The 21,357-nt window shown below is 55.0% G+C and carries 19 protein-coding genes; 8 read left to right on the top strand and 11 right to left on the bottom strand.

The genetic code is table 11. The features are described 5' to 3' along the window. Positions 1-161 precede the first annotated feature (161 nt). From IEW52_RS00510 to tal, 5 genes are all read right to left on the bottom strand, one after another. A complete protein-coding gene (locus IEW52_RS00510; RefSeq protein ID WP_188628124.1) occupies positions 162-1,886 on the bottom strand; it encodes a proline--tRNA ligase in 1,725 nt (574 codons plus the stop codon). Positions 1,887-1,994: 108 nt separating this feature from the next. Then, positions 1,995-2,723: a tRNA (N6-threonylcarbamoyladenosine(37)-N6)-methyltransferase TrmO gene (gene tsaA / locus IEW52_RS00505; protein ID WP_188628123.1), complete on the bottom strand. Its 729-nt coding sequence runs from the start codon at positions 2,721-2,723 to the stop codon at positions 1,995-1,997. Beyond that, entirely contained in the window at positions 2,723-3,097 is a 375-nt protein-coding gene (gene rcsF, locus IEW52_RS00500) for an Rcs stress response system protein RcsF (RefSeq protein WP_229667724.1), read from the bottom strand. Before rcsF ends, tsaA begins: the two co-directional genes overlap by 1 nt. Positions 3,098-3,366: 269 nt before the next feature. After that, complete coding sequence (locus IEW52_RS00495) at positions 3,367-3,558, bottom strand: DUF3545 family protein (protein ID WP_188628122.1); 192 nt, start codon at positions 3,556-3,558, stop codon at positions 3,367-3,369. A 198-nt stretch (positions 3,559-3,756) separates the two neighbouring features. After that, entirely contained in the window at positions 3,757-4,716 is a 960-nt protein-coding gene (tal, locus tag IEW52_RS00490; RefSeq protein WP_188628121.1) for a transaldolase, read from the bottom strand. 278 nt (positions 4,717-4,994) lie between these two features. Here tal and IEW52_RS00485 point away from each other — a divergent pair, with 278 nt between their 5' ends. Continuing rightward, positions 4,995-6,419: an alanine/glycine:cation symporter family protein gene (locus IEW52_RS00485; RefSeq protein ID WP_188628120.1), complete on the top strand. Its 1,425-nt coding sequence runs from the start codon at positions 4,995-4,997 to the stop codon at positions 6,417-6,419. A gap of 111 nt (positions 6,420-6,530) precedes the next feature. Here IEW52_RS00485 and IEW52_RS00480 read toward each other — a convergent pair whose 3' ends face one another. Then, complete coding sequence (locus IEW52_RS00480) at positions 6,531-7,082, bottom strand: hydrolase (protein ID WP_188628119.1); 552 nt, start codon at positions 7,080-7,082, stop codon at positions 6,531-6,533. 129 nt (positions 7,083-7,211) lie between these two features. Then, positions 7,212-9,095 (bottom strand): methyl-accepting chemotaxis protein, encoded by a 1,884-nt coding sequence (locus IEW52_RS00475; protein WP_188628118.1) that lies wholly within the window; start codon positions 9,093-9,095, stop codon positions 7,212-7,214. Between the two features lie 320 nt (positions 9,096-9,415). Between IEW52_RS00475 and IEW52_RS00470 the strand changes: the two genes are divergently transcribed. Further along, positions 9,416-10,039: a YceH family protein gene (locus tag IEW52_RS00470; protein WP_188628117.1), complete on the top strand. Its 624-nt coding sequence runs from the start codon at positions 9,416-9,418 to the stop codon at positions 10,037-10,039. Between the two features lie 228 nt (positions 10,040-10,267). Here IEW52_RS00470 and IEW52_RS00465 read toward each other — a convergent pair whose 3' ends face one another. From IEW52_RS00465 to IEW52_RS00450, 4 genes are all read right to left on the bottom strand, one after another. After that, the gene (locus tag IEW52_RS00465) at positions 10,268-10,864 is read right to left on the bottom strand and encodes an SCO family protein (protein WP_188628116.1); all 597 of its coding nucleotides are present in this window, start codon (positions 10,862-10,864) and stop codon (positions 10,268-10,270) included. Then, entirely contained in the window at positions 10,861-11,637 is a 777-nt protein-coding gene (locus IEW52_RS00460) for a formylglycine-generating enzyme family protein (protein ID WP_188628115.1), read from the bottom strand. Before IEW52_RS00460 ends, IEW52_RS00465 begins: the two co-directional genes overlap by 4 nt. Then, the gene (nirK, locus tag IEW52_RS00455) at positions 11,637-13,058 is read right to left on the bottom strand and encodes a copper-containing nitrite reductase (protein ID WP_188628114.1); all 1,422 of its coding nucleotides are present in this window, start codon (positions 13,056-13,058) and stop codon (positions 11,637-11,639) included. Before nirK ends, IEW52_RS00460 begins: the two co-directional genes overlap by 1 nt. Positions 13,059-13,228: 170 nt before the next feature. Further along, positions 13,229-14,152 (bottom strand): LysR family transcriptional regulator, encoded by a 924-nt coding sequence (locus IEW52_RS00450; protein ID WP_188628113.1) that lies wholly within the window; start codon positions 14,150-14,152, stop codon positions 13,229-13,231. A gap of 296 nt (positions 14,153-14,448) precedes the next feature. On the opposite strand from IEW52_RS00450, the gene aptA reads away from it, so the two are divergent. The 6 genes from aptA to IEW52_RS00420 all read left to right on the top strand — a co-directional run bounded on the left by aptA (position 14,449) and on the right by IEW52_RS00420 (position 21,174). After that, positions 14,449-15,801, top strand: a complete 1,353-nt coding sequence (gene aptA / locus IEW52_RS00445) for an omega-aminotransferase AptA (RefSeq protein WP_308424510.1) — start codon at positions 14,449-14,451, stop codon at positions 15,799-15,801. Between the two features lie 81 nt (positions 15,802-15,882). Next, positions 15,883-17,373: a CoA-acylating methylmalonate-semialdehyde dehydrogenase gene (locus IEW52_RS00440; RefSeq protein WP_188628112.1), complete on the top strand. Its 1,491-nt coding sequence runs from the start codon at positions 15,883-15,885 to the stop codon at positions 17,371-17,373. A 144-nt stretch (positions 17,374-17,517) separates the two neighbouring features. Continuing rightward, a complete protein-coding gene (locus tag IEW52_RS00435) occupies positions 17,518-17,661 on the top strand; it encodes a hypothetical protein (RefSeq protein ID WP_188628111.1) in 144 nt (47 codons plus the stop codon). Next, positions 17,654-19,201 carry a sodium/proline symporter gene (locus IEW52_RS00430; RefSeq protein WP_188628110.1) on the top strand — a complete coding sequence of 516 codons (1,548 nt, stop codon included), beginning with the start codon at positions 17,654-17,656 and terminating at the stop codon, positions 19,199-19,201. The genes IEW52_RS00435 and IEW52_RS00430 overlap by 8 nt, the downstream gene beginning before the upstream one ends. A gap of 53 nt (positions 19,202-19,254) precedes the next feature. Next, positions 19,255-19,746, top strand: coding sequence for a hypothetical protein (locus tag IEW52_RS00425; RefSeq protein WP_188628109.1), 492 nt, complete (start codon positions 19,255-19,257; stop codon positions 19,744-19,746). Between the two features lie 450 nt (positions 19,747-20,196). Continuing rightward, positions 20,197-21,174, top strand: a complete 978-nt coding sequence (locus tag IEW52_RS00420; RefSeq protein WP_188628108.1) for a calcium/sodium antiporter — start codon at positions 20,197-20,199, stop codon at positions 21,172-21,174. The last annotated feature ends 183 nt before the right edge of the window (positions 21,175-21,357 follow it).

Raw genomic sequence — 21,357 nt, 5'->3', positions numbered from 1 at the left:
CAGTGAAACAATAACAGCGGGAAGTGTGAAGCGTAACCCGTCACACTCATGCCTGGCATCAAACACCTGGCCAAAAAAATCCCGAACCAAGGGGCTCGGGATTTTTTTTGTTTTTCTCTATAGCCGATAGCGTACGGCCTGGAGCGGCTCGACAGCCAGGTTTATGCTCCGGCTTTAATGGCCTCGATCAATTGCGCAGCCATATCAGCAGTCGCAATTTCAACCTTGTTACCTTCGCGGCGAGTCTTGTATTCCACCACGCCTTTCTCAAGGCTACGGTCGCCAATTACCACGGTATGGGGCACACCCAGCAGCTCCATGTCGGCAAACATCACGCCGGGGCGCTCTTTGCGGTCATCGAAGATCACTTCAATACCGGCGGCGGTCAGCTCGTCATACAGCTTGCTGGCCACGCTTTGAACGGCTTCGGACTTGTGCATGTTCATGGGGATAATCGCCACCTGGAAGGGAGCAATCGCCTCGGGCCAGATAATGCCGCGATCGTCGTGATTCTGCTCTATGGCGGCGGCCACAATGCGGGACACGCCGATGCCGTAGCAGCCCATTTCCAGCACGGTAGACTTGCCTTCTTCGTTCAGCACGGTGGCATTCATCTTGCTGGAATAGTTGTTGCCCAGCTGGAAAATGTGGCCCACTTCAATGCCGCGTTTGATTTGCAGCACGCCCTTGCCGCAAGGGCTGGGATCGCCTTCTTTCACATTGCGCAAATCGGCAACCGCAGGCAGTGCCACATCGCGGCCCCAGTTAATGCCAAAATAGTGCTTGTCTTCAATATTGGCACCGGCGCCAAAGTCGCTCATGACGGCCACTGAGCGATCCACAATCACCGGCAACGGCATATTGACCGGACCCAGAGAGCCCGGGCCGGCACCCACCAGCTCGCGAATCTCTTCTTCGGTGGCAAAGGTCAGCGGGCTGGCAACTTCGGGCAGTTTTTCGGCCTTGATTTCGTTCAGCTCGTGATCGCCACGCACCATCAGGGCTATCAGGGTAGACTCTTGCCCTTCGGCGGCTTTTACCAGCAGGGTTTTAACCGTCTGTTCAATGTTTAAATCAAACTGCTCTACCAGCTCGGCAATGGTCTTGGCATCAGGCGTATCCACCAGCGTCATGTCCTGGCTGGGCGCATCGGCCTGGGCCTTGGGCGCCACGGCCTCGGCCATTTCGATGTTGGCGGCATAATCCGACTCGGTCGAAAAGGCGATGTCATCTTCACCGCTGTCGGCCAGTACATGGAACTCGTGGGAGGCACTGCCACCAATGGCGCCGGTGTCGGCCAATACGGCTCTGAAGTCCAGACCCATGCGCTCGAACACACGGCTGTAGGCCTGGTACATGTCTTCGTAGGTTTGCTCAAGACTTTGCAGGCTGGTATGAAAAGAGTAGGCATCTTTCATGATGAACTCGCGTGAGCGCATCACACCAAACCGCGGGCGTACTTCGTCACGAAACTTGGTCTGAATCTGATACAGGTTCAGTGGCAGCTGTTTGTAAGAAGACACTTCGTTACGCACTACCGAGGTAATCACTTCTTCGTGGGTTGGGCCCAGTACAAAACCACGGTCGTGACGGTCTTTAATACGCAGTAACTCGGGGCCAAACTTGTCCCAGCGACCGGTTTCATGCCACAGCTCGGACGGCTGTACCACCGGCATCAGCATTTCTACCGCACCGGCGCGGTTCATTTCTTCCCGCACAATGGCGGCCACTTTATTCAATACCCGCAGGCCACTGGGTAGCCAGGTGTACAGGCCAGACGCCAATCGGCGGATCATGCCTGCGCGCAGCATAAGCTGATGGCTGATCACCTCGGCATCGCTTGGGGTTTCTTTAAGAGTGGAAAGCAAGTATTGAGTGGTACGCATGCGCTTGAACCTTGTTGAGCTTAAAAACCATGGGAAGGGGCCAATTGTAGCAGGGGGGCCGGTCTGGCAGAAGGGCAAAATACCGCCGGCCCAACTTGTACATCGGGGTTATTCGTCGGGCTCTATGCTGAGTACCCGGGTCAGGTGACCAAAAACTTCAAAACGCACGTTGTAATGATAAAGCCGCACCCCGTATTGCTGCCATTCCTGCAGCTGGCGTTTATAGGCGGGGCGGGGGTCCTGAACCAGCACCTCGGTAATAAACTGCTGCAGGTCGGCAATGCTCGAGCGGGCACAGGCCAACTCTGCCGCCGGCGAAAACAGCACTTCCATGCTCAGGTCGGGTGCTGCAGGTGCAAAGCCGCCGTGGGCATCGGGCACGCTGTCTACCCAGGGCAGGTACGGTTTTATATCCACAATCGGCGTGCCGTCTACCAGATCCACGCCACCCAGCTCCAGCCACACCTTGTTGCCATCTTTGCACATGTCGAGCAGGCGAACCACGGACAGCCCCAGCGGGTTGGGCCTGAAGGTAGAGCGGGTGGCAAATACGCCCACTCGCTCGTTTCCGCCCAGCCTGGGTGGGCGAACCGTGGGGTTCCAGCCTTTATCCTGGGTTTGATGAAACACGAACATCAGCCATAAATGACTGAATTCCGCCAGTCCCCGAAAGGCGCTGGGCTCATTGTAGGGGGCCAGCATTTCCAGGCGCGCAGTGGCGCTGGATACCAAACCTGGCTGGCGCGGCACCGCAAATTTTTCTTTGTAGGGCGAGCGAATGACCCCTATGGTGTCCAGCACCGTTTGCGGCGCCGGGGTTGAACCTGTGTCCGGCATTACCTGGCCACCTTGATGGCCTGGCCACTGCACAGCACCTGTTCCATGCAGCCGGGCATTTCATCAAAACGAATACAGCGATCCAGTAACAAGCCGTTGGCACCCATGTCGGCGGCGCGGCGACGAATACTGGCTCGCGCGTCGGCTTCTTTCGGTGGAGCGTCTTTTGTTTCTATCTGGCAGGCTTCACCTTCTATCGAGCCTAAAGTCACGTAATTGACCCCATCCAGCTCGGCCTTGGTATAAAGTGCGACGTCATCGCCTTTGTAATAATCCTTGATACCTTCTGGCGACACATTGCTATCAAAGCCCCAATTGGCACAACCCGATAGTGCAACGGCCAGCAAACCCACACCAACAAGACGCAGCTGCATAAGATAAGTCCTTATATTTATAAAAGAAGCTAACCCTATTCTGCACCAAGAAAGCGCGGCAGGTCGAATGAATTTGCACAAAGGCGGATGTTGACCACCCGGGTCGGTATCGGGCCTCGCCTCTCGTTGGACCTGCGCCAGTAATCCCCGCTCGACATGCTCTGGGTATTTTTTATTTTATCAGGCCAGAGCTGGCGTTATTATCTAAAATGGGACAATAAAAAAGCGCCCGAGGGCGCTTGAATTTATATCCGTGCTTTCTTTCAACTTTACAGGTCAAGTTCGGCTGCCAGTTCTTCAATATCCAGTGTGCAGTCGAATTGCTGAAGTTCTTCTTGTAAGCGTTTTTGATCCTGTATTGCTTCTATTTCCCGCCACTTGCTTTTTTTGGCAGACCCACGTGATTTGGCCCGTGGGGATTCTGTAACTACAAGTTCCTGATTGAAGCTGCTCCTTTCCATGGGGGCTCCCTCCTGTTTGGTTAATCAGTTGCAGTCGCAATTGGATATAGCATGGAGAGTTATAGAATAGAAGTTTTATATTACTTTTTGATTACAAAAAGAGGCCGGTGTCAAATAACACCGGCCTCTTTTATGCATGGCTGACTTGCAGTTATCTTTTTATTCTAAAAATAAAATATATTCAGATAATGACGGCCGTTATTTGTTCAGCATGGCTGTCAGCATGGTTTCCAGTTTATTCTGGTCGATGGCGAAGTTGCGAATACCTTCGGCCAGCTTTTCGGTGGCCATGGCATCCTGATTATGTTCCCAGCGAAATTGCTCTTCGGTCATGGGAGCAGGGCGCGGCTGTGTGGCTCCCTTGTCTTGCAGTTTAACCACGACATCGCCGGTTGCCTGGCTCAGTTCTTCCAGCAGGTTAGGGCCTATGGTAAGACGATCGCAGCCCGCCAGCTCCAGAATTTCTCCGGTGTTACGGAAGCTGGCACCCATGACGACCGTGTTGTAACCGTGGGTCTTGTAGTAGTCGTAAATCTGCGTCACCGACACCACACCCGGATCCTGCTCGGCGGTGTATTCTTTTTGCTCGGTGTTTTGCTTGTACCAGTCGAGAATACGACCCACAAAAGGCGAAATAAGATAAGCGCCAGCTTCGGCACAGGCGCGAGCCTGGGCAAAGCTGAATAGCAAGGTCAGGTTGCAGTTGATACCTTCCTTTTCGAGCACTTCTGCGGCACGAATACCTTCCCAGGTGGAGGCCAGCTTGATCAGAATGCGCTCGCGACTCACGCCGGCGTCCTGATACAAGGCCACCAGATGACGAGCCTTGCTGATGCTGGCCTGGGTGTCAAACGACAGGCGAGCATCCACTTCGGTAGAAATACGACCGGGAATCAACTTCAGAATTTCGCAACCAATCGTCACGGCCAGCTTGTCGGAAGCATCCATCAATTGCTGGTCGGCATCCTGGCTCTGGCTTTTTGCCCAGGCTACAGACTGGGTCAGCAGAGGCTGGTACTCGGGAATTTGTGCCGCTTTCAAGATCAAAGACGGGTTGGTGGTGGCGTCTTGAGGCTGATACTTGCGAATGGCTTCAATGTCGCCGGTGTCGGCCACTACCGTGGTCAGGGCTCTTAGCTGGGTGAGTTTATCGGTCATGATTCAGGATCCTTGGCTTGGGTCTGCATAAAAACGGGACACAGTATCTCTCATTCGGGCCATTAAAATAAAGCCGTGCTTCGGACCGGGGTCGCGTTTTGACCAACCGGATCGTAAAGAGTGGACTGGTCGCCGTTTTTCTTGCCGATGATGGTTTAGTATCAGGGTTTTTCTGATTGCTCCAAATTTGTTACATTAGCGCGCCTTTGTTGGCGCCGCCCGAGTGGCATAGGTTCAATCAAAGCAAAACCATTACTCATCTAAGCAGGACTCAATTCATGGATACAACGATTGCCTTTATCAACAACCTGCTCTGGGGAAGCGTGCTCATCTACCTGCTTCTGGGCGCAGGCGCTTTTTTCACCATACGGCTTGGTTTTATCCAGTTTCGTCACTTTGGGCATATGTTCTCTGTGCTCAAACACAGTCGCCGCTCCGATGCAGCCGGTATTTCTTCGTTTCAGGCCTTGTGTACCAGTCTGGCGGCCCGGGTAGGCACCGGTAACCTGGCTGGCGTGGCCGTGGCGCTGTATCTGGGCGGCCCTGGCGCCATATTCTGGATGTGGCTGATTGCGCTGATCGGCATGTCTACCGCGTTCGCCGAAAGTGCACTGGCGCAGCTGTACAAGGTAAAAGACGAACAAGGCAATTATCGTGGTGGCCCGGCCTACTATATGGAGAAAGGCCTGGGGATGCGCTGGATGGGCATGCTGTTTGCCGTGTTTTTGATCATCGCCTTTGGCCTGGTCTTTAATGCCGTTCAGGCCAATTCCATCAGTGCAGCCATGGATGTCGCCTTTGGTGTGCCTGCGTGGGCATCTGGCGTCGCCATGGTGGTTGCTGCAGGGCTGATTATTTTCGGTGGTCTGCGTACCATAGCCCGCTTTGCCGAGCTGGTGGTGCCGGTGATGGCGCTGGCCTATTTGCTGATTGCACTGGTCGTGGTTGCCATGAATGTAACCGAGCTGCCCAGTGTGTTCATGCTGATCATCAAATCGGCGTTCGGGCTAGAGCAGGCAGGGGGCGGTGCCATTGGTTATGCCATTTCCCAGGCCATGATGAACGGTATTAAACGGGGTTTGTTTTCCAACGAAGCCGGTATGGGTTCGGCGCCCAACGCGGCGGCGTCTGCTTCGCCTTATCCGCCGCACCCGGCTTCACAGGGATATGTGCAAATGCTGGGGGTGTTTACCGATACCCTGGTTATTTGTACCTGTACCGCTTCCATTATCCTGTTGTCCGGTCAATTTGAACCCGGTTCCGGCATTACGGGTATCGAGCTTACCCAGCGAGCCCTGTCTCATGAAGTGGGCGAGTGGGGCAGTATTTTTATTGCCGTTGCTATTTTGTTTTTTGCCTTCACCAGCATAGTGGCCAACTATGCCTATGCAGAAAACAATCTGGTGTTTTTAGAGCACGACAGCAAAGCCGGATTGTTCACGTTCAGGGTGTTTGTGCTGGGTATGGTGATGTTTGGCTCTATTGGCGAGTTGCCTACCATCTGGGCCATGGCCGATGTGTCCATGGGCATGATGGCGCTGACCAACCTGGTGGCTATTCTGCTGCTGTCGGGAGTGGCGGTAAAACTGGCCAGGGACTACAACGATCAGCGCAAACTGGGCAAGTTGCCTACCTTTGATGCCGCCAAGTACCCCGAGCTTAAGAGCCAGCTGGAAGAAGGCATCTGGGATAACAAGAAGTAAGCTTGGGGATTAGAGATTAGGATTGGGGATTGGGGATTGGGGATTGGGGATTGGGGATTAGGGATTAGGCAATGCTGCCATTCCCCATTCCCCATTCCCCATTCCCCGCCTTTAAGGTTGCTCGCCGCGCAAGAATTGCTTGCTGATGGTTTTAAACTGTTCGGTACCGGCCTGATGCATCAACTCGAAAATGACCATTTCCCGGCTGACAATCTGTGCACCGGCGTCGCGCATCCGCTCCAGACCCAACTGGCGGTTCTGCTCGGTGCGGCTGCCCACGGCATCGGCGACCACAAACACCTCTTTACCGGCTTTCACCAGCTCCAGCACGGTTTGCAGTACACAGACATGGGTTTCCATGCCACATACGATGATCTGGGGGTAGCCTTGCCAGTGTTCGGGCAGGCAGTTGGCGGCCACCACCGAAAAGTGCATTTTTTCTACCACCTGCGGCTGCTCGACCAGCGCCGTAAGGGCCGGCACAGTATGGCCCAGGCCTCTGGGATACTGCTCGGTAAATAATATCGGGGTATTCAAGGTCCGGCAGGCCGAAATAAGCCATTGAATACGGGCATTCAACTGCTCGCTGTCATTGATGGCCGGCAGCAGTTTTTCCTGCACATCCACAACCATAAGCGCCGCTTTACCTGACTCCATTAACATATTGTTCTCCTGATGGTGACTGCATATTGTGATGCCGAGGTCTGGTCATCAGTATGCCGTGTTTGCGTGCGAAAGAAAAAGGCGCCCGTGAGTGGACGCCTTTGAGGGTGAGCTGGTTTTAACGCGAGATCACACTTTGAACTCTCCCAACAATTTGTTCTGTTGTTGCATTTGTTCCAGCATGGCCTGACAGTATTTTACCTGAGCCACGGCACCGGTCGCCACATCCTGGCTGATGTCGCGGATGTTGGTGGTGTTCTGGTTTATCTCCTCGCTGGTGGCGCTTTGCTCTTCCGCTGCCGTGGCGATTTGCAGATTCATGTCGTTGATACGAGTAATGGCATCACGAATGCGGGTCAGTACATCGTTGGCCTCGGTGGCATCCACCGACGTCTGTGCTGCCAGCTGCTGACTCTGCTTCATTTTGCTTTCCGCTACCTTCACGCCGCTTTGCAGCTTTTCTATCATGCCGCCTATTTCCTGGGTGGAGCGCTGAGTGCGAGAGGCCAGCGATCGCACCTCATCGGCTACCACGGCAAAACCACGGCCTGATTCTCCTGCCCGGGCGGCTTCAATGGCGGCATTCAGTGCCAGCAGGTTGGTTTGTTCGGCAATACCCGTGATGACCGACAGAATGGACTCTATGTTATGACTCAGCTGTGCCAATTCATTTACCGAGACCATGGTGTCTTCCATATCTGCGGCCAATCGCTCAATTGCCTGGGTTGAACGGGACACTACCTGGGCGCCCTGTTCGGTTTCCAGACTGGCTGCGTTGGCGGCTTCGGCTGCGTGTTGGGCGTGCTGGGCCACTTCGTTGGCGGTAGCGGCCATTTCATGCATGGCGGTTGCCAGCTGGTCGAGTTCCTGCAGTTGCACCTGCAGTTGATTCTCGGCTTGTTCCGATTGCCCGGACGTATCATTGATGCTGGTTTTCAGCTTGTGAGAACTCTCCATCACCTCACCAATCAGTTTTTGCAAGTGCTCCAGAAAACCGTTGAATTCATTGGCAACCAGGCCAAATTCATCTTCACGCAGAATGGGCAGTCGTTTGGTCAAATCCCCCTGGCCGCCATTGATGTTGATCAATGATTGATGCAATCCACCAAGCGGTTTGAGCAGATTACTCATCAGTAACACCAGCAAGACCAGGCTAACCAGTACCCCGAACACGGAAATAAGCAGAGTTTGCCATTGCAGGCTATCTGCCTTTGCCATTACCACGGCTTCATTCAAGATCACGCCTATATACCAGTTTTCGCCTGGCAGCTGGGTCAGTGGGGTGAACGAAACCCAGTGCGGCTGGCCTGCCAACGAATAGCTGGTAATCGAGGGCGTCAGTTCAGGTTTTACGCCCTCAAACAGGGTATTCAGCGACTGGCCGTTCAGTTCGGCGTTGGGGTGAGAAATAATATTACCGTTTTCGGCAACCAGAAAGGCATAGCCGGCACCGTTGAAATCGATATGGTTAATGGCATCGGTGACCGTTTGCAGACTGAGGTCACCACCAAATGCACCCTGAAACTGTCCGTTGGTACGAATGGCGGAAACCACAGAAATCAGAATGTCGCCGGTGACGGAATCGGCATAGGGTTCGGTCAGTACGGCTCTGTTGGCCTGCTTGGCCACCGGATACCAGGGGCGCTGGCGTGCATCCCAGCCGGGAGGATTCCAGCCTGGATCATTGCCGATGCTGCGGCCGTTCTGGCTTTCCAGTCCACCGAACACAAGTAAAAATTCATCTTTCAACAGCGGGGTGTCAAACACGCGTTGTACCTGTTCGGGGCTGTAATCACGATTGATGCTCTGAGCCATCATGTCGACCAGCTTGAGCTTGCTGTTAAGCCAGTTTTCTATCTGGCTGGCCAGAGTAGAGCTGGTTTCGGTGATGGCCGCGGTAGTCTGGCTGCGCAGGGCATCCTTTACCTGCGAGAGCTGCATCCACGACAAGATGCTGACGGTCAGCAACAGCACGGTGGCGGCGGCAAGGCCAACCTTATGGGTTATTTTCATACAACTAATCCTTTAGTAATGGCGTGTTCGATAACGACTCCTAATCTAGTCGTTTCTTTCAGAGCAACCTACTGATTAAATGTGTTTATTCTTATGTTTTGCGTTGGGACACATTTTCTGTCTTGATTGCCAGTATGTAAAGGTAATGTTGATCTGGTGTTATTTCTATCGGCGCCTAGGGTAAATACTTGACGAATTTGTATATTCAAGACGGGTGAAAGGCTGTGAGCAACAGAGCTTTATAGTAGCTAAATATCAGTTTTTATTGGTGTTTATGGTTTTTTACGGTAGGTTGGAACATAAAACTGAGGAGTCGGTATATGGAAGTGCTTTCGCTATTGGAACAAAGAATTATTGGCTGTTTGATCGAGAAACAGGTGTCTACCCCAGAAGTGTATCCACTGACCCTGAAATCATTGCTCAATGCCTGCAATCAGAAAAGTAATCGCCAGCCGGTGATGAGCCTGACCGAAGCCGAGCTGCAAGTCGCGCTGGATTCGCTCTCGGCACGACATCTGGTTAATAACTGTGCCGACTTCAACTCCCGCACCGCCAAATATCAGCATCGCTTTTGTAATACCGAGTTTGGTGATCTGCAGTTCAGTAGCGCCGAGCTGGCCATTGTTTGCGAACTCCTGCTGCGTGGCCCGCAAACGCCGGGTGAGCTGCGCAGTCGCACCTCGCGCCTGCATCAGTTCAGTGAGGTTGCTGGTGTAGAAGAGGGCTTGCAAAGTCTGATTGAAAAGGGGCCGTATGTCATCAAGCTGGCCAGGTTGCCGGGCAAGCGAGATGCCCGTTACGGCCACCTGTTTGGTGACACCGATTACGAGCATTACGCCGACACCGGCAACGACAAGGACAACCAGGCACTACTGCAGCAAGTCACCGACCTGCAGGCCGAAATAGCCCGCCTGCAAGCCCGCATACAAGAGCTGGAAGAATAAAAAACGAGCCGCTTACAAAAGACGAGTCTGTTTGTAGTCTGCCGCTTTAGCTGGCAGTCCCGTCCTGGCGGGATGTTAAAACGATCCTGCCAACGCAGGCCCGGCAGCTGAAGCGCCGGACTACAGGATGTAGTGTGTTTTGTAGTCTGCCGCTTCAGCTGGCAGTCCCGTCTCGGCGGGATGTTTAAAACCATCCTGCTAACGCAGGCCCGGCAGCTGAAGCGCCGGCTACAAAATGCCGGGTTTGTCTTTAACTGATGGCGTATCGCGTAAGGCTTCCAGCTTTGTCTGAGGCCAAACCTTGTTAATCAGGGCTTCTGGTCCGCCGGGCAAACCTACTTGCTGAAACTGTAATCGCCCCTGTTCGTCCAGCACGCTGATGGCATTGGAGTGGGCAATGTCACCGTCGGCCAACCCCATATACTGAATACTCAGTGCCATGGCCAGGGTGCGTACGTCTGCATCGTGGCCGCTAAGCAGGCTCCAATGCTGGTTCAGGCCTCTTTTTTTGGCGAAGTGACGCATGATTTTGGGGGTATCCCGGGCGGGCGTTAACGACACCAACACAAAGCCCACTTGCTGCTGTTGCACCGGAGTGAGTGCCTTTTGTATGGCTTTCATGTCCGATACAATAACCGGGCAGGCGGTAATACAGTCGGTATAGATCAACGCTACTATCTGCTTTTTTCCGGCCAGCTCGGCAAGGTTAACGGGGTTGTCATAACGGTTTTGCCACTGGCTGGTCAGCTGATAAACCGAATCCCCCGGCAGGGCGGCGTGCACATTAAATACGACCAGTAACATCAACATCTGCAATATCTTCATGGGGTCTCTCCTGGTGATTCGGGTGGCGCCAGATCCTGTGCACACCTGAATCCCAGGTTTTGCAGGGTATAAGGCGCCTTCAGGCTGGAGCGAAAACCAAAGCGCATAAAAGCGGCATAATCGGACGGGTCGGCACTGCCTGCGGCCGCCGAGCCACAAAACAACCCCTGATCAAGCGAGCTGTCTCCTCGCGACTCGCCGGTCACCAGGGCTGAGTTGAAGTCTTGCGTCCATTCCCATACCAAACCGTGCAGATCCTGTATTTGCCAGTAGTTGGCCGGGCTGTGCCCCACATCAGGCAGGGTGGCGGTGGCCGGGCGGGCATACCAGGACAAAATACGCCGAGTGTAACCAGGCTCTGTACTGCCGTTGGCAGCCAGCTCCGAAGCCTGAGCCACATATTCCCATTCCGACACTGTTGGCAGACGTTTTCCCTGGGCCTGGCAATAGGCACTGGCGGCAAACCAGGAAACATAAGTGACGGGTTGCTCTTGTTGTTCTGTGGTTGGGCCTTGTTCGGCCCAGTGACGTAAATACTGTGCTTCGGCAAACAGAGCAGGAATTTGTTGGGGCTGCCAGCCTGAATGCCGTCGCACAAAATCGGCAAACTGGCGGTTGGTCACCGGGGTGGTATCCAGCCAAAATGGTGCCACTTGAGTAAGCGGGCTGTCTTTGGTCAGGTAAAGCGGTCGAACCTCCCCGCGGGGAAGTTCGACCATACCTGGCACCGATGCCTGCAATGCCGTCATGCCAAGCAGCAGTGCCATCATCATTAGTGAGCGCTCCCTTCCATAATGATGGCTTTGCCTTCATTGCGGCGTTTTTCCACCTGTTCCGGGCTAATGGCGGTACCGTTATTCCCCCAACTATTCAGCACATAGGTCAGGGCGTTGGCGGTATCCTCGTCGGTGAGGCTCATGGCGGGCATAATGCTGTCGAAGGCCTGACCATTCACCTTGATAGGGCCTTTCAGGCCATGGATCACCACGTCAATCGCCCGGGTGGTATCGGCATTCAGGAAGTCTGAATTGGCCAGCGGAGGAAAGGCGCCGGGGATGCCCTTGCCGTCGGCCTGGTGACAGGCCTGACAGTTGGCCTCATACACCCGCTTGCCGTACAGCAACTGGTCGTCCTTGTTGTTGGCGACCAGTTTGGGATGACCGTTGGGAATGCTCTGTATCGCCGAGCCTTCGGGCAGGTAGACGTTTTCGGCCACCTTGCCGGAATAGACGATTTTATCTTCGGGGCCGTCTACCGTCATCATGCCGAGTGCCCCCTTGTTGAAGGCCCGAAAGATGGAGTGATCCACCAGAATGAAGTTGCCGGGCACCTCCAGCTTGAACTCGGCCACGGCGGCGCCACCGGCGGGCACCAGGGTGGTTTGCACGTTTTCGTTCTGCAGATTGCCACCCTCTACGTTGACTTTGTCGAAAATCTCGCCGATGACATGGAAAGACGACACCAGGTTAGGCCCGCCGTTGCCCACAAAAAGCCGCACGGTTTCGCCTACGTTGGCGGTCAGTGCCTTTTCGCCATTCAGCGCGCCTACGGCACCGTTGAACACTACATAGTCCGGCTGTTCCTTGATGGCCTTGTCCATATCGAACGACTGCAGTCCCTGTTCGCCATAGGCGCCCTTGGTATAGAAGTCGCCCTGCATCACGTAATATTCCTTGTCTACCGGCGGCAAGCCTGCTTCTGGCTCGACCAGGATCAAGCCATACATACCGTTGGCAATGTGCATGCCCACCGGCGCCGTGGCACAGTGATACACATACAACCCGGGGTTAAGCGCCTTGAAATTGAATACCGAGGTGTGGCCCGGCGCAGTAAAGGAAGCGGCCGCACCACCACCTGGGCCGGTGACCGCGTGCAAGTCGATGTTGTGGGGCATCTTGGAGCTGGGGTGATTGGAGAGATGGAACTCAACCTCATCGCCCTCGCGCACCCGCAGAAACTGACCGGGTACAGATCCGCCAAAGGTCCAGAACATGTATTCCACGCCATCGGCAATTTCCATCACCTTTTCTACGGTTTCCATTTTCACCACCACCTTGGCGGCGTGATCCCGGGTGATGGGCGGCGGCACCATGGGAGGAGAAGTCAATACGGCGTCTATTACCGGCAGGCTGGCGGCCTGGGCGGAAAGGGCGAAGGTAAAGCTCAGTGCTGCAACCAGTTTGTTGAGTTTCATATACGGCTCCCTGCATACGGCATTGTCAGCGACTTGGTATTATTATATGTATCTGCAATGCCAGTTTGTATGAAAGAGAGTCAAGTTGAGCTGATGTGGATCAATAAACAAGCTTGTTTATTCGAGTCGTTCCGGCAGTCAGCAGACAAAGACAGCGCCGAAGAGGCGGCTCAGCCTGCAGAGGAGGGCGGTAATAGCGTTTCCAGAAAGGTGTCTAGCACCAGATTGGCTCGGCGGCTGCGGGCGGTAATGGCGCAAAAACGGGTGGTAAAGCCGGTTTTTTCCGGCTGCAAGGCTTTCAAGCGGCCGCGTTCCACCCAAGGACGGGCATAATGGTCGGGCAGGTAGCCGAGATAACAGCCGGTAAGCAGTAAAAACATGATGCCTTCCCGATCGTTGGCCTTCGCGCCCAGCGGATGACGGCGATACAGTGCTTGCGCCTCGGCGGGCAGGGCGAAGCTGGGCACCACCACCTCGTAGTCGGTCAGAGATTGACAGGCCTCGTCGTCCGCAGAAAACAGCGGGTGGCCAACGGCGCAATAGAGGCTGGAGCTTTCTTCGTAGAGCGGCAGGTAATCCAGCCCTGGCAGCTCGCGCACCCGGGGCACCACGCCCACATTGAGCCGGCCGTCGAGCACGCCGATTTCTATATCGTTCGACGGTTGCATGTGAATATTGATCTTCACCTCCGGCCCCCGGGCCTTGAGCGCGGCCAGACCGTGGGTGATCTTCATGCCTGGGTGGCTGACCAGGTTGTCGGTAATGCCGATGGCCAGGGTGCCGCGCAGGTGCTGGTGCAGATCGTTGATTTCGGCCTTGAAGTGGTCGATGGCCCCCACCAGCCGATCGCTGGCCTCCAGCACTCGTCGTCCTTCGTCGGTGAGGGCAAAACCGGCCCGGCCGCGCTGGCAGAGTTTGAATCCCAATCGGCTTTCCAGATCCGCCATCTGCATGCTGATCGCCGCCCGGCTGATACCCAAGCTCACTTCCGCCGCCGAAAAGCCGCCACAGGCCGCCACGGTGCGGAACACCTTCAACAGCTTCAATTCGAAATCGCTGACCTGATTCAATACCGGCTGTTTTCCTTCCGCCATTATGTACTCCTTTATTCAACCGACTCTGGTATTTCCGTCTCGGCGGGATGTTATTAAGACCACCCTGCTCCGCAGTCCCGACAACTGAAGCGCCGGCTACAAAAGACGGTGTTTATCTTTAACTGACCGCTTCCAGCTTGCGGCTTTGTTGCCTCCCATTTTATAACGCCAGGGTAAAGTTAAGTAAACAGTGAACTGAAGTTCATAAAGTTTACATTTAACATTTATGTAACGTGCAGCATGCTTCAGTCATCTAGTGACGCCGGTGAGGCGACTGAACATGACAAGGAGTTGTGATGAACACCATGATTGACACGCAACGAACCGCAGAGGCCAAAGCCCAGCAGTTGAATCTGGACGCCTTCTGGATGCCATTTTCCGGTAACAGGGCCTTTAAGGCGGCTCCCCGGCTGATTGCCGAGGCCGAGGGAGCCTGGTTTACCGATACCCGGGGCAACAAGCTGTTCGATAGTCTCTCTGGCCTTTGGTGTACGGGGCTGGGGCACAAACACCCTAAAATCAACGAGGCCATTACGCATCAATTGAATATCCTGGATTTTGCTCCTGGTTTTCAAATGGGGCATCCGTTGGCTTTCGAGCTGGCCGAGCGGCTGGCCAGGTTGGCGCCGGCAGATCTGAACCGGGTGTTTTTCACCAACTCCGGCTCCGAGTGTACCGACACCTCGCTGAAAATGGCGCGAGCCTTTTGGCGCGCCAAAGGCAAGCCGGAAAAGACCAAACTGATCGGTCGGGCCCGAGGCTACCACGGGGTGAACATGGGGGGCACCAGCCTGGGGGGCATTGGCGGCAACCGCAAGCACTACGGCCAGCTTCTGGATGCGGACCATCTGCCCCATACCCTGCTGGCAGAAAATGCCTTCAGCAAGGGACAACCCGAGTACGGTGTCGAGCTGGCGGATCATTTGTTGCAGATGATTGAGCTGCACGACGCCTCCAACATTGCCGCCGTGATCGTCGAGCCCATGGCGGGGTCGGCCGGGGTCATAGTACCGCCGTTGGGCTACCTGCAGCGGCTGCGCGAATTGTGCGATCAGCACGATATTCTGCTGATTTTCGACGAGGTGATCACCGGCCTGGGACGGATGGGCGCCATGTTTGGTGCCGAGGCCTTTGGCGTGGTGCCCGACATCATGAACCTGGCCAAGCAGCTGACCAACGGCGTGATCCCCATGGGGGCGGTGATCGCGAAGGATCATATCTATCAGGCCTTTATGGATCAGCCCGGTCCGGATTACATGGTGGAGTTTCCCCATGGCTATACCTATTCCGGCCATCCGGTGGCCTGTGCCGCGGCCATGGCATCCCTCGATGTGCTGGTTGATGAAGATATGCCGGGTCAGGTACGCACATTAATGCCGGTGTTTGAGGAGCAAATTCACCGTCTGAAGGGACTGCCTCATGTGGTGGACATCCGCAACTGTGGTCTGGCCGGAGCGGTGCAGCTGGCGCCGTATCCCGGAGAGCCGGCTCGCCGTCCGATGGAGCTGGCCCTCAGCCTGTGGCAGCAGGGGTACTACGTGCGCTTTGGCGGCGATACCCTGCAGTTTGGACCGCCTTTTATTTCGACACCGGACGAGCTGGAGCAGCTGTTCAATGCGGTGCACCGTACCCTGAAGGCCCAGTCATAGCGGTAAGTGTCGGAGTCACCGGAAACTATTCGAGCTTGAGACCAAATACTTTTCAAGATTAACAAACACAAGGATCACTAAATGAACATTATTCCACACCTGATCAATGGCGAGCGCCACCACAGCACCACCACCCTGGACGTCTATAACCCGTCTACCGGCCAGGTGTGCAGTCAGCTATCCATGGGCGACGAAAGCCAGGTTACCGAGGCGGTCGCCGTTGCCAGGGCGGCGTTTCCGGCCTGGCGTGACACGCCACCGGCTAAACGTGCGCGGGTGATGTTCCGCTTCAAGCAGTTGCTGGAAGACCGAGCCGATGATATCTGCGCGTTGATCAGCGAAGAGCACGGCAAGACGCTGGAAGATGCCCGAGGTGAGCTGCAACGGGGTATCGAAAACGTGGAATACGCCTGTGGCGTGCCCGAGCTGCTGAAAGGTGACTACACCCGAAACGTGGGCCCCAATATCGATGCCTGGTCCGATTTTCAGCCGCTGGGCGTGGTGGCCGGCATCACACCGTTCAACTTTCCGGCCATGGTGCCGCTCTGGATGCTGCCCATGGCTATCGCCTGTGGTAACTGCTTTATTCTCAAGCCGTCGGAAAAAGATCCCGGCTCTTCGTTATTGATCGCCCAATTGCTGGAAGAGGCCGGCCTGCCAAAGGGAGTGATTGGCGTTGTGCACGGCAACAAGACGGTGGTCGATGCCTTGCTGACCCACAAAGACGTCAAGGCCATCAGCTTCGTTGGCTCTACCCCGGTGGCGGAATATATCTACGCCCAGGGCACCGCCAACGGCAAGCGGGTTCAGGCACTGGGAGGCGCCAAAAACCATGCGGTGCTGATGCCGGATGCGGATCTTGATAGTGCCGCCAATGCCCTGATGGGCGCCGCCTATGGCTCTTGCGGCGAGCGTTGTATGGCCATATCGGTGGCGGTGTGCGTAGGGGATGCGGTGGCCGATGCGTTGATCGCCAGGCTGGAGCCGCAGATCCGCGCCCTTAAAATCGGCCCCGGTACCCAAAGTGGCCAGGACATGGGCCCCGTTATCAGCAAAGAGCACCTGGCCAAAATTGAAGGCTACATCAGTGCCGGGGTAGAGCAGGGTGCGGCGCTTACCGTGGACGGCCGCGGTCTGACAGTGCCCGGCCATGAAGGAGGCTACTTTCTCGGTGGCTGCCTGTTCGACCGGGTGACTCCCGAGATGAGCATCTACCAGGAAGAGATTTTTGGCCCCGTGCTGTGCGTTGTACGGGTCGACAGCCTGGAAGCCGCTATCGAGCTTATCAATGCCCACGAATACGGCAACGGTACCTGCATTTTCACCCGCGACGGCGAAGCCTCCCGGATGTTTGGCGACGAAATAGAAGTGGGCATGGTCGGCATCAATGTGCCGCTGCCTGTGCCCGTGTCTTACCACAGCTTTGGCGGCTGGAAACGCTCGCTGTTTGGTGACCTGGCGGCCTATGGCCCCGACTCGGTGCGTTTCTATACCCGGCGCAAGACCATCACCCAGCGCTGGCCGGAACGCGCCAGCCACCAGGCTTCGGATTTTGCCTTTCCGAGTATGTAACCCATTTTTAGGTCGCCCTTGCAGGCGGCCTTTATTTTTTCTGATGAAGTATCTGTGCGTCAGGTGGCGCACTCTTTGTTTGTGCGAGCGTTTAGACGAAAGGATATTCGGCATAATAACTGAGTAATAAACAGGAGGTTTTTTATGACGTTAGGCTTACCAACCGCCACCGCACTAATGGTCTTTGGCATTCCTCTATTTTGGGTACTTTATACCCTGGGCTTTATGTGGGTCAGCCGCCATTGGAAAGATGAGCAACAAGAAAAGGGGAGAAATGATCATGAGTAGCACCATTGTCTTTTTGTTGTTGTATTTTTCATCAATGCTGATGATCGGTCTCTGGGCCATGCGCCGAGGAGCTGGTAGCAACCTGGAGGAGTATATGCTGGGTGGGCGTCAGGTCGGTCCTTTGGTGACCGCACTGACGTTGCAGTCTACTTCCATGAGCGGCTACATGTTTCTCGGGGCCGGCTCTCTTAGTTATACCCAGGGATATTGGAGCTACTGGTTTGCAGCCGGGGATATTGGCGGTGGAGTACTTAACTTGTCCGTGATTGGGCGACGCATGCGCAAGCTGTCCCAGTTGCTGGGGGCGCTAACCTCAATCGAATACTTGGAAAAACGTTATCCCTCCCGCTGGGTTCGCATGATAGGAGCCAGCCTGTCGGTGTTCCTGTTGTTTTTCTACGTACTGGCGCAGTTTATTGCCGGTGGCAAGGGGCTGGAAATGGTCACCGGTCTCCCTTATGCCTGGTCACTATTGATCGCGGTGGCGGTGATTATCATGTACACCTTCATGGGTGGCTATGCGGCGGTTGCCTATACGGATCTGGTACAGGCCCTGATCATGGTGGTGGGCGTTATGTGGGTGCTGTTCGCCGCACTGGATCATGTCGGTGGACCTGTGGCGGCTCACGCAGCTCTGGCTGAACTGGATCCGACCTTGCTATCCATCTGGGGAAGGGGCCTAGAAAACGAAGGCCAGTGGGGTATTGTTGTGGGTGCCTTCTTTGTGTTTTCCATTGGCTATATGGGCTGGCCTCATGTGGTGACTCGGCACATGGCGATGAGCAGCCCGCTGACCGCTCGCAAGGCTGGCGTCTATTCCACGATCTGGAATCTTATGTTTGTGACCGCGCCTTACTTTATTGGCTTGCTGGCCATTCTTATCGTGCCTAATATCGCCGATCCTGAAATGGCAATCTTTGCGACCGCTGAAGCGCTGCTGCCCCCGGCTGTGGTGGGGATTGTGATGGCGGCCATCATGGCAGCCATTATGTCCACCGCCGACTCGCTGCTGCTGCAGACCGGATCCATTGCCTCCCGAGACATCTATCAGCGGTTCATCAACCCGGATATGAGTGAACGACAAATGGTGTGGGTATCGCGCCTCATCGTGCTGGTTATGGGAACCTGTGGTTATGCTATTGCTCTGCTCCAACCCCCTGGAATCTTCACCATAGTGATCTTCACTACCACAGTATTGGGCAGTGCCTTTTTGCCGGCTTATGTGGCGGCAGTCTGGTGGAAAAAAGCCAACACCCCGGGTGCCATTGCCTCCATGCTGATGGGGGCGGGAAGCTCCTTCCTGTGGGAGCTACTGGATATGAGCGCCAGTACTGGTCTGCATCCGATGCTGGTAGGTGTGGTCTGCTCCTGCGTCAGCATGGTATCGGTCAGTCTGCTGACCCAGCAGCGCTACCCGGTGCCGGATTACATTCTGGAAGCCATGGATGAAAGTGCGAGCCTGCGGGCATTGCCGGCTCATCTGTTGAATAAGCAGGACTTCTCTCTGTCTGGCGAAGCCAAGCAGCTGCGTCCGGCCTGACTACAGAGTAAAGCTAGGGGCGGATGATATCCGCCTTTTCTACGAGGTAGAATATGCAGACAATACAGACAATTAGCCGGCGTCTTTCCAGGGAAGATGCCACAGCTCTGGTAGAGCAATGGCCTGGTGATTTTAGAGTGAACCGGTGTGATCCGGTCTGGTTTCCCTATGCGTGGTTTCAGGTGGATTGCAGCTTGCGCACTTTGTGGCGTCAGCAGCAAATCAAGTTACAGTGTCTGGTTAATCTTTGCGATGGCGTGGCCGCCACCTGCGATCCACTGAGAATCGAACGTTTGGCGGTAGAAGACAAGGTAGTGGAAAGTGCTATGGCCATGTCGGCTGCAGCCCTTCGAGCCTTGCGTTACAGTGCCCATGCGGTGGTGCATAAAAAACGTACTTTGCAATATGTGAAACCCGTCATTACCGAGCAGAACCGTGTATTCAAGCCGCTGTGGGTAGTGGCCGGTACTTATGGCAAGGAGGATATTGAACTGGAAGTACTGGTGGACGGTATTACCGGAGGTTATCACCTGCTGACCGCTTGATAACAAAGTACATGGTGTCGCTTTGTGTTGTATTCATTGTTCATGGCACCTGGTACTGGTCACCTTCGCGAAGGTGAGCTATGCGCTCTGCGGCGTACCTTCTGTATTCGGGTAATAGTCTATCTGCACTGGACTCCTGCCTTCGCATCAATCGCCAGCTGCAAGGCCTTTTCTTGCCCGGCGCAAGCTGGCACAATGTGCGCTTCTTGGGGGAGTAATCGTTCGGCGCCAGCCGAAACCATCGTCAACAATCTCTAAGCCACAAGCTTATGGTGATGGTGTCCTGTTGGATTGATGAGACCTGAGCCAACCTTATTCGCCGGGCGGGGAATAGGGCGGCTCTGGTATAAAGGTCCCGCCCTTAAGAGTCATTATGCTGTCCACTGCTATTTTATTTAAAAAAATCAATAAATTAACTCCTGACTCTCCGGCAAGTACAGGAGGTTTTGTATGCTGATGTCTATTGCGGCCATCGTGCTCGGCCTGGCGGTACTGGTATGGAGTGCCGATCGTTTTGTGGATGGTGCTTCGGCCACCGCCCGTTATGCCGGCATGCCCCCTTTGCTGATTGGTATGGTGATTGTGGGTTTTGGTACCTCGGCGCCCGAAATTGTGGTGTCGGTCATTTCCGCCATGGAGGGAAACCCGGGGCTGGCGCTGGGTAATGGCTATGGCTCTAACATTGCTAATATCGGGTTGATATTGGGGATAACGGCGCTGATCAGCCCCATTTCCGTACACTCTCAGGTGCTGCGTAAAGAGCTGCCCATTTTACTGGTGATCACCTTGCTGTCGTTGGCATTGCTGTGGAACGGCATGCTGGCGCGTACCGATGCCATCGTGCTGCTGGTGGTGTTTGTGCTGTTAATGGCCTGGAGCATCAAACAGGGCATGAACGACGGCAAAGACAGCATGACCGGCGAAGAGGTGAAAGAGCTGGACGAAAACCTGATGACCCTCAAACAGGCGATCTTCTGGCTGGTATTCGGTTTGCTGCTGTTGGTGGTCAGTTCCCGGATACTGGTATGGGGCGCGGTGAATATTGCCCATGCCTTTGGCGTCAGTGATCTGATTATCGGCCTGACCATAGTCGCCATCGGTACCTCGCTGCCCGAGCTGGCTTCCTCCATTGCCGCGATTCGTAAAAATCAGCACGACCTGGCCATCGGTAACGTGATTGGCTCCAACCTGTTCAACACCCTGGCGGTGGTCGGTCTGGCAGGTGTCATTCATCCTCTGGACGTGGCCAGCGAAGTGATCAGCCGTGACTTTGTGGTGATGATAGGGCTGACCCTGTCGTTGTTTGTGCTGGGGTACGGCTTCAGGGGGCGGCCGGCGCGCATCAACCGCATTGAAGGGGGCTTGCTGCTCGCCATTTACCTGGCCTACACCGGCTGGCTGGCACAAGGCGTACTCAGCGCGGTATAACCGTCGAGACCCTTGTTATCAAACGCATCCGCCCATAATGGGCGGATGCGTTTTTTTATGCGCCGAATCATGAGGTAAGCTGCTCATAGGTCTCAAACCATTGGTCTTGATAAGTCGCCATATAGCGTCTGGAAGTAACTACACTGAATCGATATGGTTTGTTTATTCGCTAAACAGGAGCCC

It is taken from the genome of Oceanisphaera marina, assembly GCF_014643915.1.
Classification (GTDB): domain Bacteria; phylum Pseudomonadota; class Gammaproteobacteria; order Enterobacterales; family Aeromonadaceae; genus Oceanimonas; species Oceanimonas marina.
Note: the sequence above shows the minus strand (reverse complement) of the source record. Positions and strands in the feature narration are given on the sequence as shown.

Coding starts and splice junctions, on each gene's coding strand:
- IEW52_RS00510 (WP_188628124.1), bottom strand. CDS start 1,886: ATGCGTACCACTCAATACTTGCTTTCCACTCTTAAAGAAACCCCAAGC.
- tsaA (WP_188628123.1), bottom strand. CDS start 2,723: ATGCCGGACACAGGTTCAACCCCGGCGCCGCAAACGGTGCTGGACACC.
- rcsF (WP_229667724.1), bottom strand. CDS start 3,097: ATGCAGCTGCGTCTTGTTGGTGTGGGTTTGCTGGCCGTTGCACTATCG.
- IEW52_RS00495 (WP_188628122.1), bottom strand. CDS start 3,558: ATGGAAAGGAGCAGCTTCAATCAGGAACTTGTAGTTACAGAATCCCCA.
- tal (WP_188628121.1), bottom strand. CDS start 4,716: ATGACCGATAAACTCACCCAGCTAAGAGCCCTGACCACGGTAGTGGCC.
- IEW52_RS00485 (WP_188628120.1), top strand. CDS start 4,995: ATGGATACAACGATTGCCTTTATCAACAACCTGCTCTGGGGAAGCGTG.
- IEW52_RS00480 (WP_188628119.1), bottom strand. CDS start 7,082: ATGTTAATGGAGTCAGGTAAAGCGGCGCTTATGGTTGTGGATGTGCAG.
- IEW52_RS00475 (WP_188628118.1), bottom strand. CDS start 9,095: ATGAAAATAACCCATAAGGTTGGCCTTGCCGCCGCCACCGTGCTGTTG.
- IEW52_RS00470 (WP_188628117.1), top strand. CDS start 9,416: ATGGAAGTGCTTTCGCTATTGGAACAAAGAATTATTGGCTGTTTGATC.
- IEW52_RS00465 (WP_188628116.1), bottom strand. CDS start 10,864: ATGAAGATATTGCAGATGTTGATGTTACTGGTCGTATTTAATGTGCAC.
- IEW52_RS00460 (WP_188628115.1), bottom strand. CDS start 11,637: ATGATGATGGCACTGCTGCTTGGCATGACGGCATTGCAGGCATCGGTG.
- nirK (WP_188628114.1), bottom strand. CDS start 13,058: ATGAAACTCAACAAACTGGTTGCAGCACTGAGCTTTACCTTCGCCCTT.
- IEW52_RS00450 (WP_188628113.1), bottom strand. CDS start 14,152: ATGGCGGAAGGAAAACAGCCGGTATTGAATCAGGTCAGCGATTTCGAA.
- aptA (WP_308424510.1), top strand. CDS start 14,449: ATGAACACCATGATTGACACGCAACGAACCGCAGAGGCCAAAGCCCAG.
- IEW52_RS00440 (WP_188628112.1), top strand. CDS start 15,883: ATGAACATTATTCCACACCTGATCAATGGCGAGCGCCACCACAGCACC.
- IEW52_RS00435 (WP_188628111.1), top strand. CDS start 17,518: ATGACGTTAGGCTTACCAACCGCCACCGCACTAATGGTCTTTGGCATT.
- IEW52_RS00430 (WP_188628110.1), top strand. CDS start 17,654: ATGAGTAGCACCATTGTCTTTTTGTTGTTGTATTTTTCATCAATGCTG.
- IEW52_RS00425 (WP_188628109.1), top strand. CDS start 19,255: ATGCAGACAATACAGACAATTAGCCGGCGTCTTTCCAGGGAAGATGCC.
- IEW52_RS00420 (WP_188628108.1), top strand. CDS start 20,197: ATGCTGATGTCTATTGCGGCCATCGTGCTCGGCCTGGCGGTACTGGTA.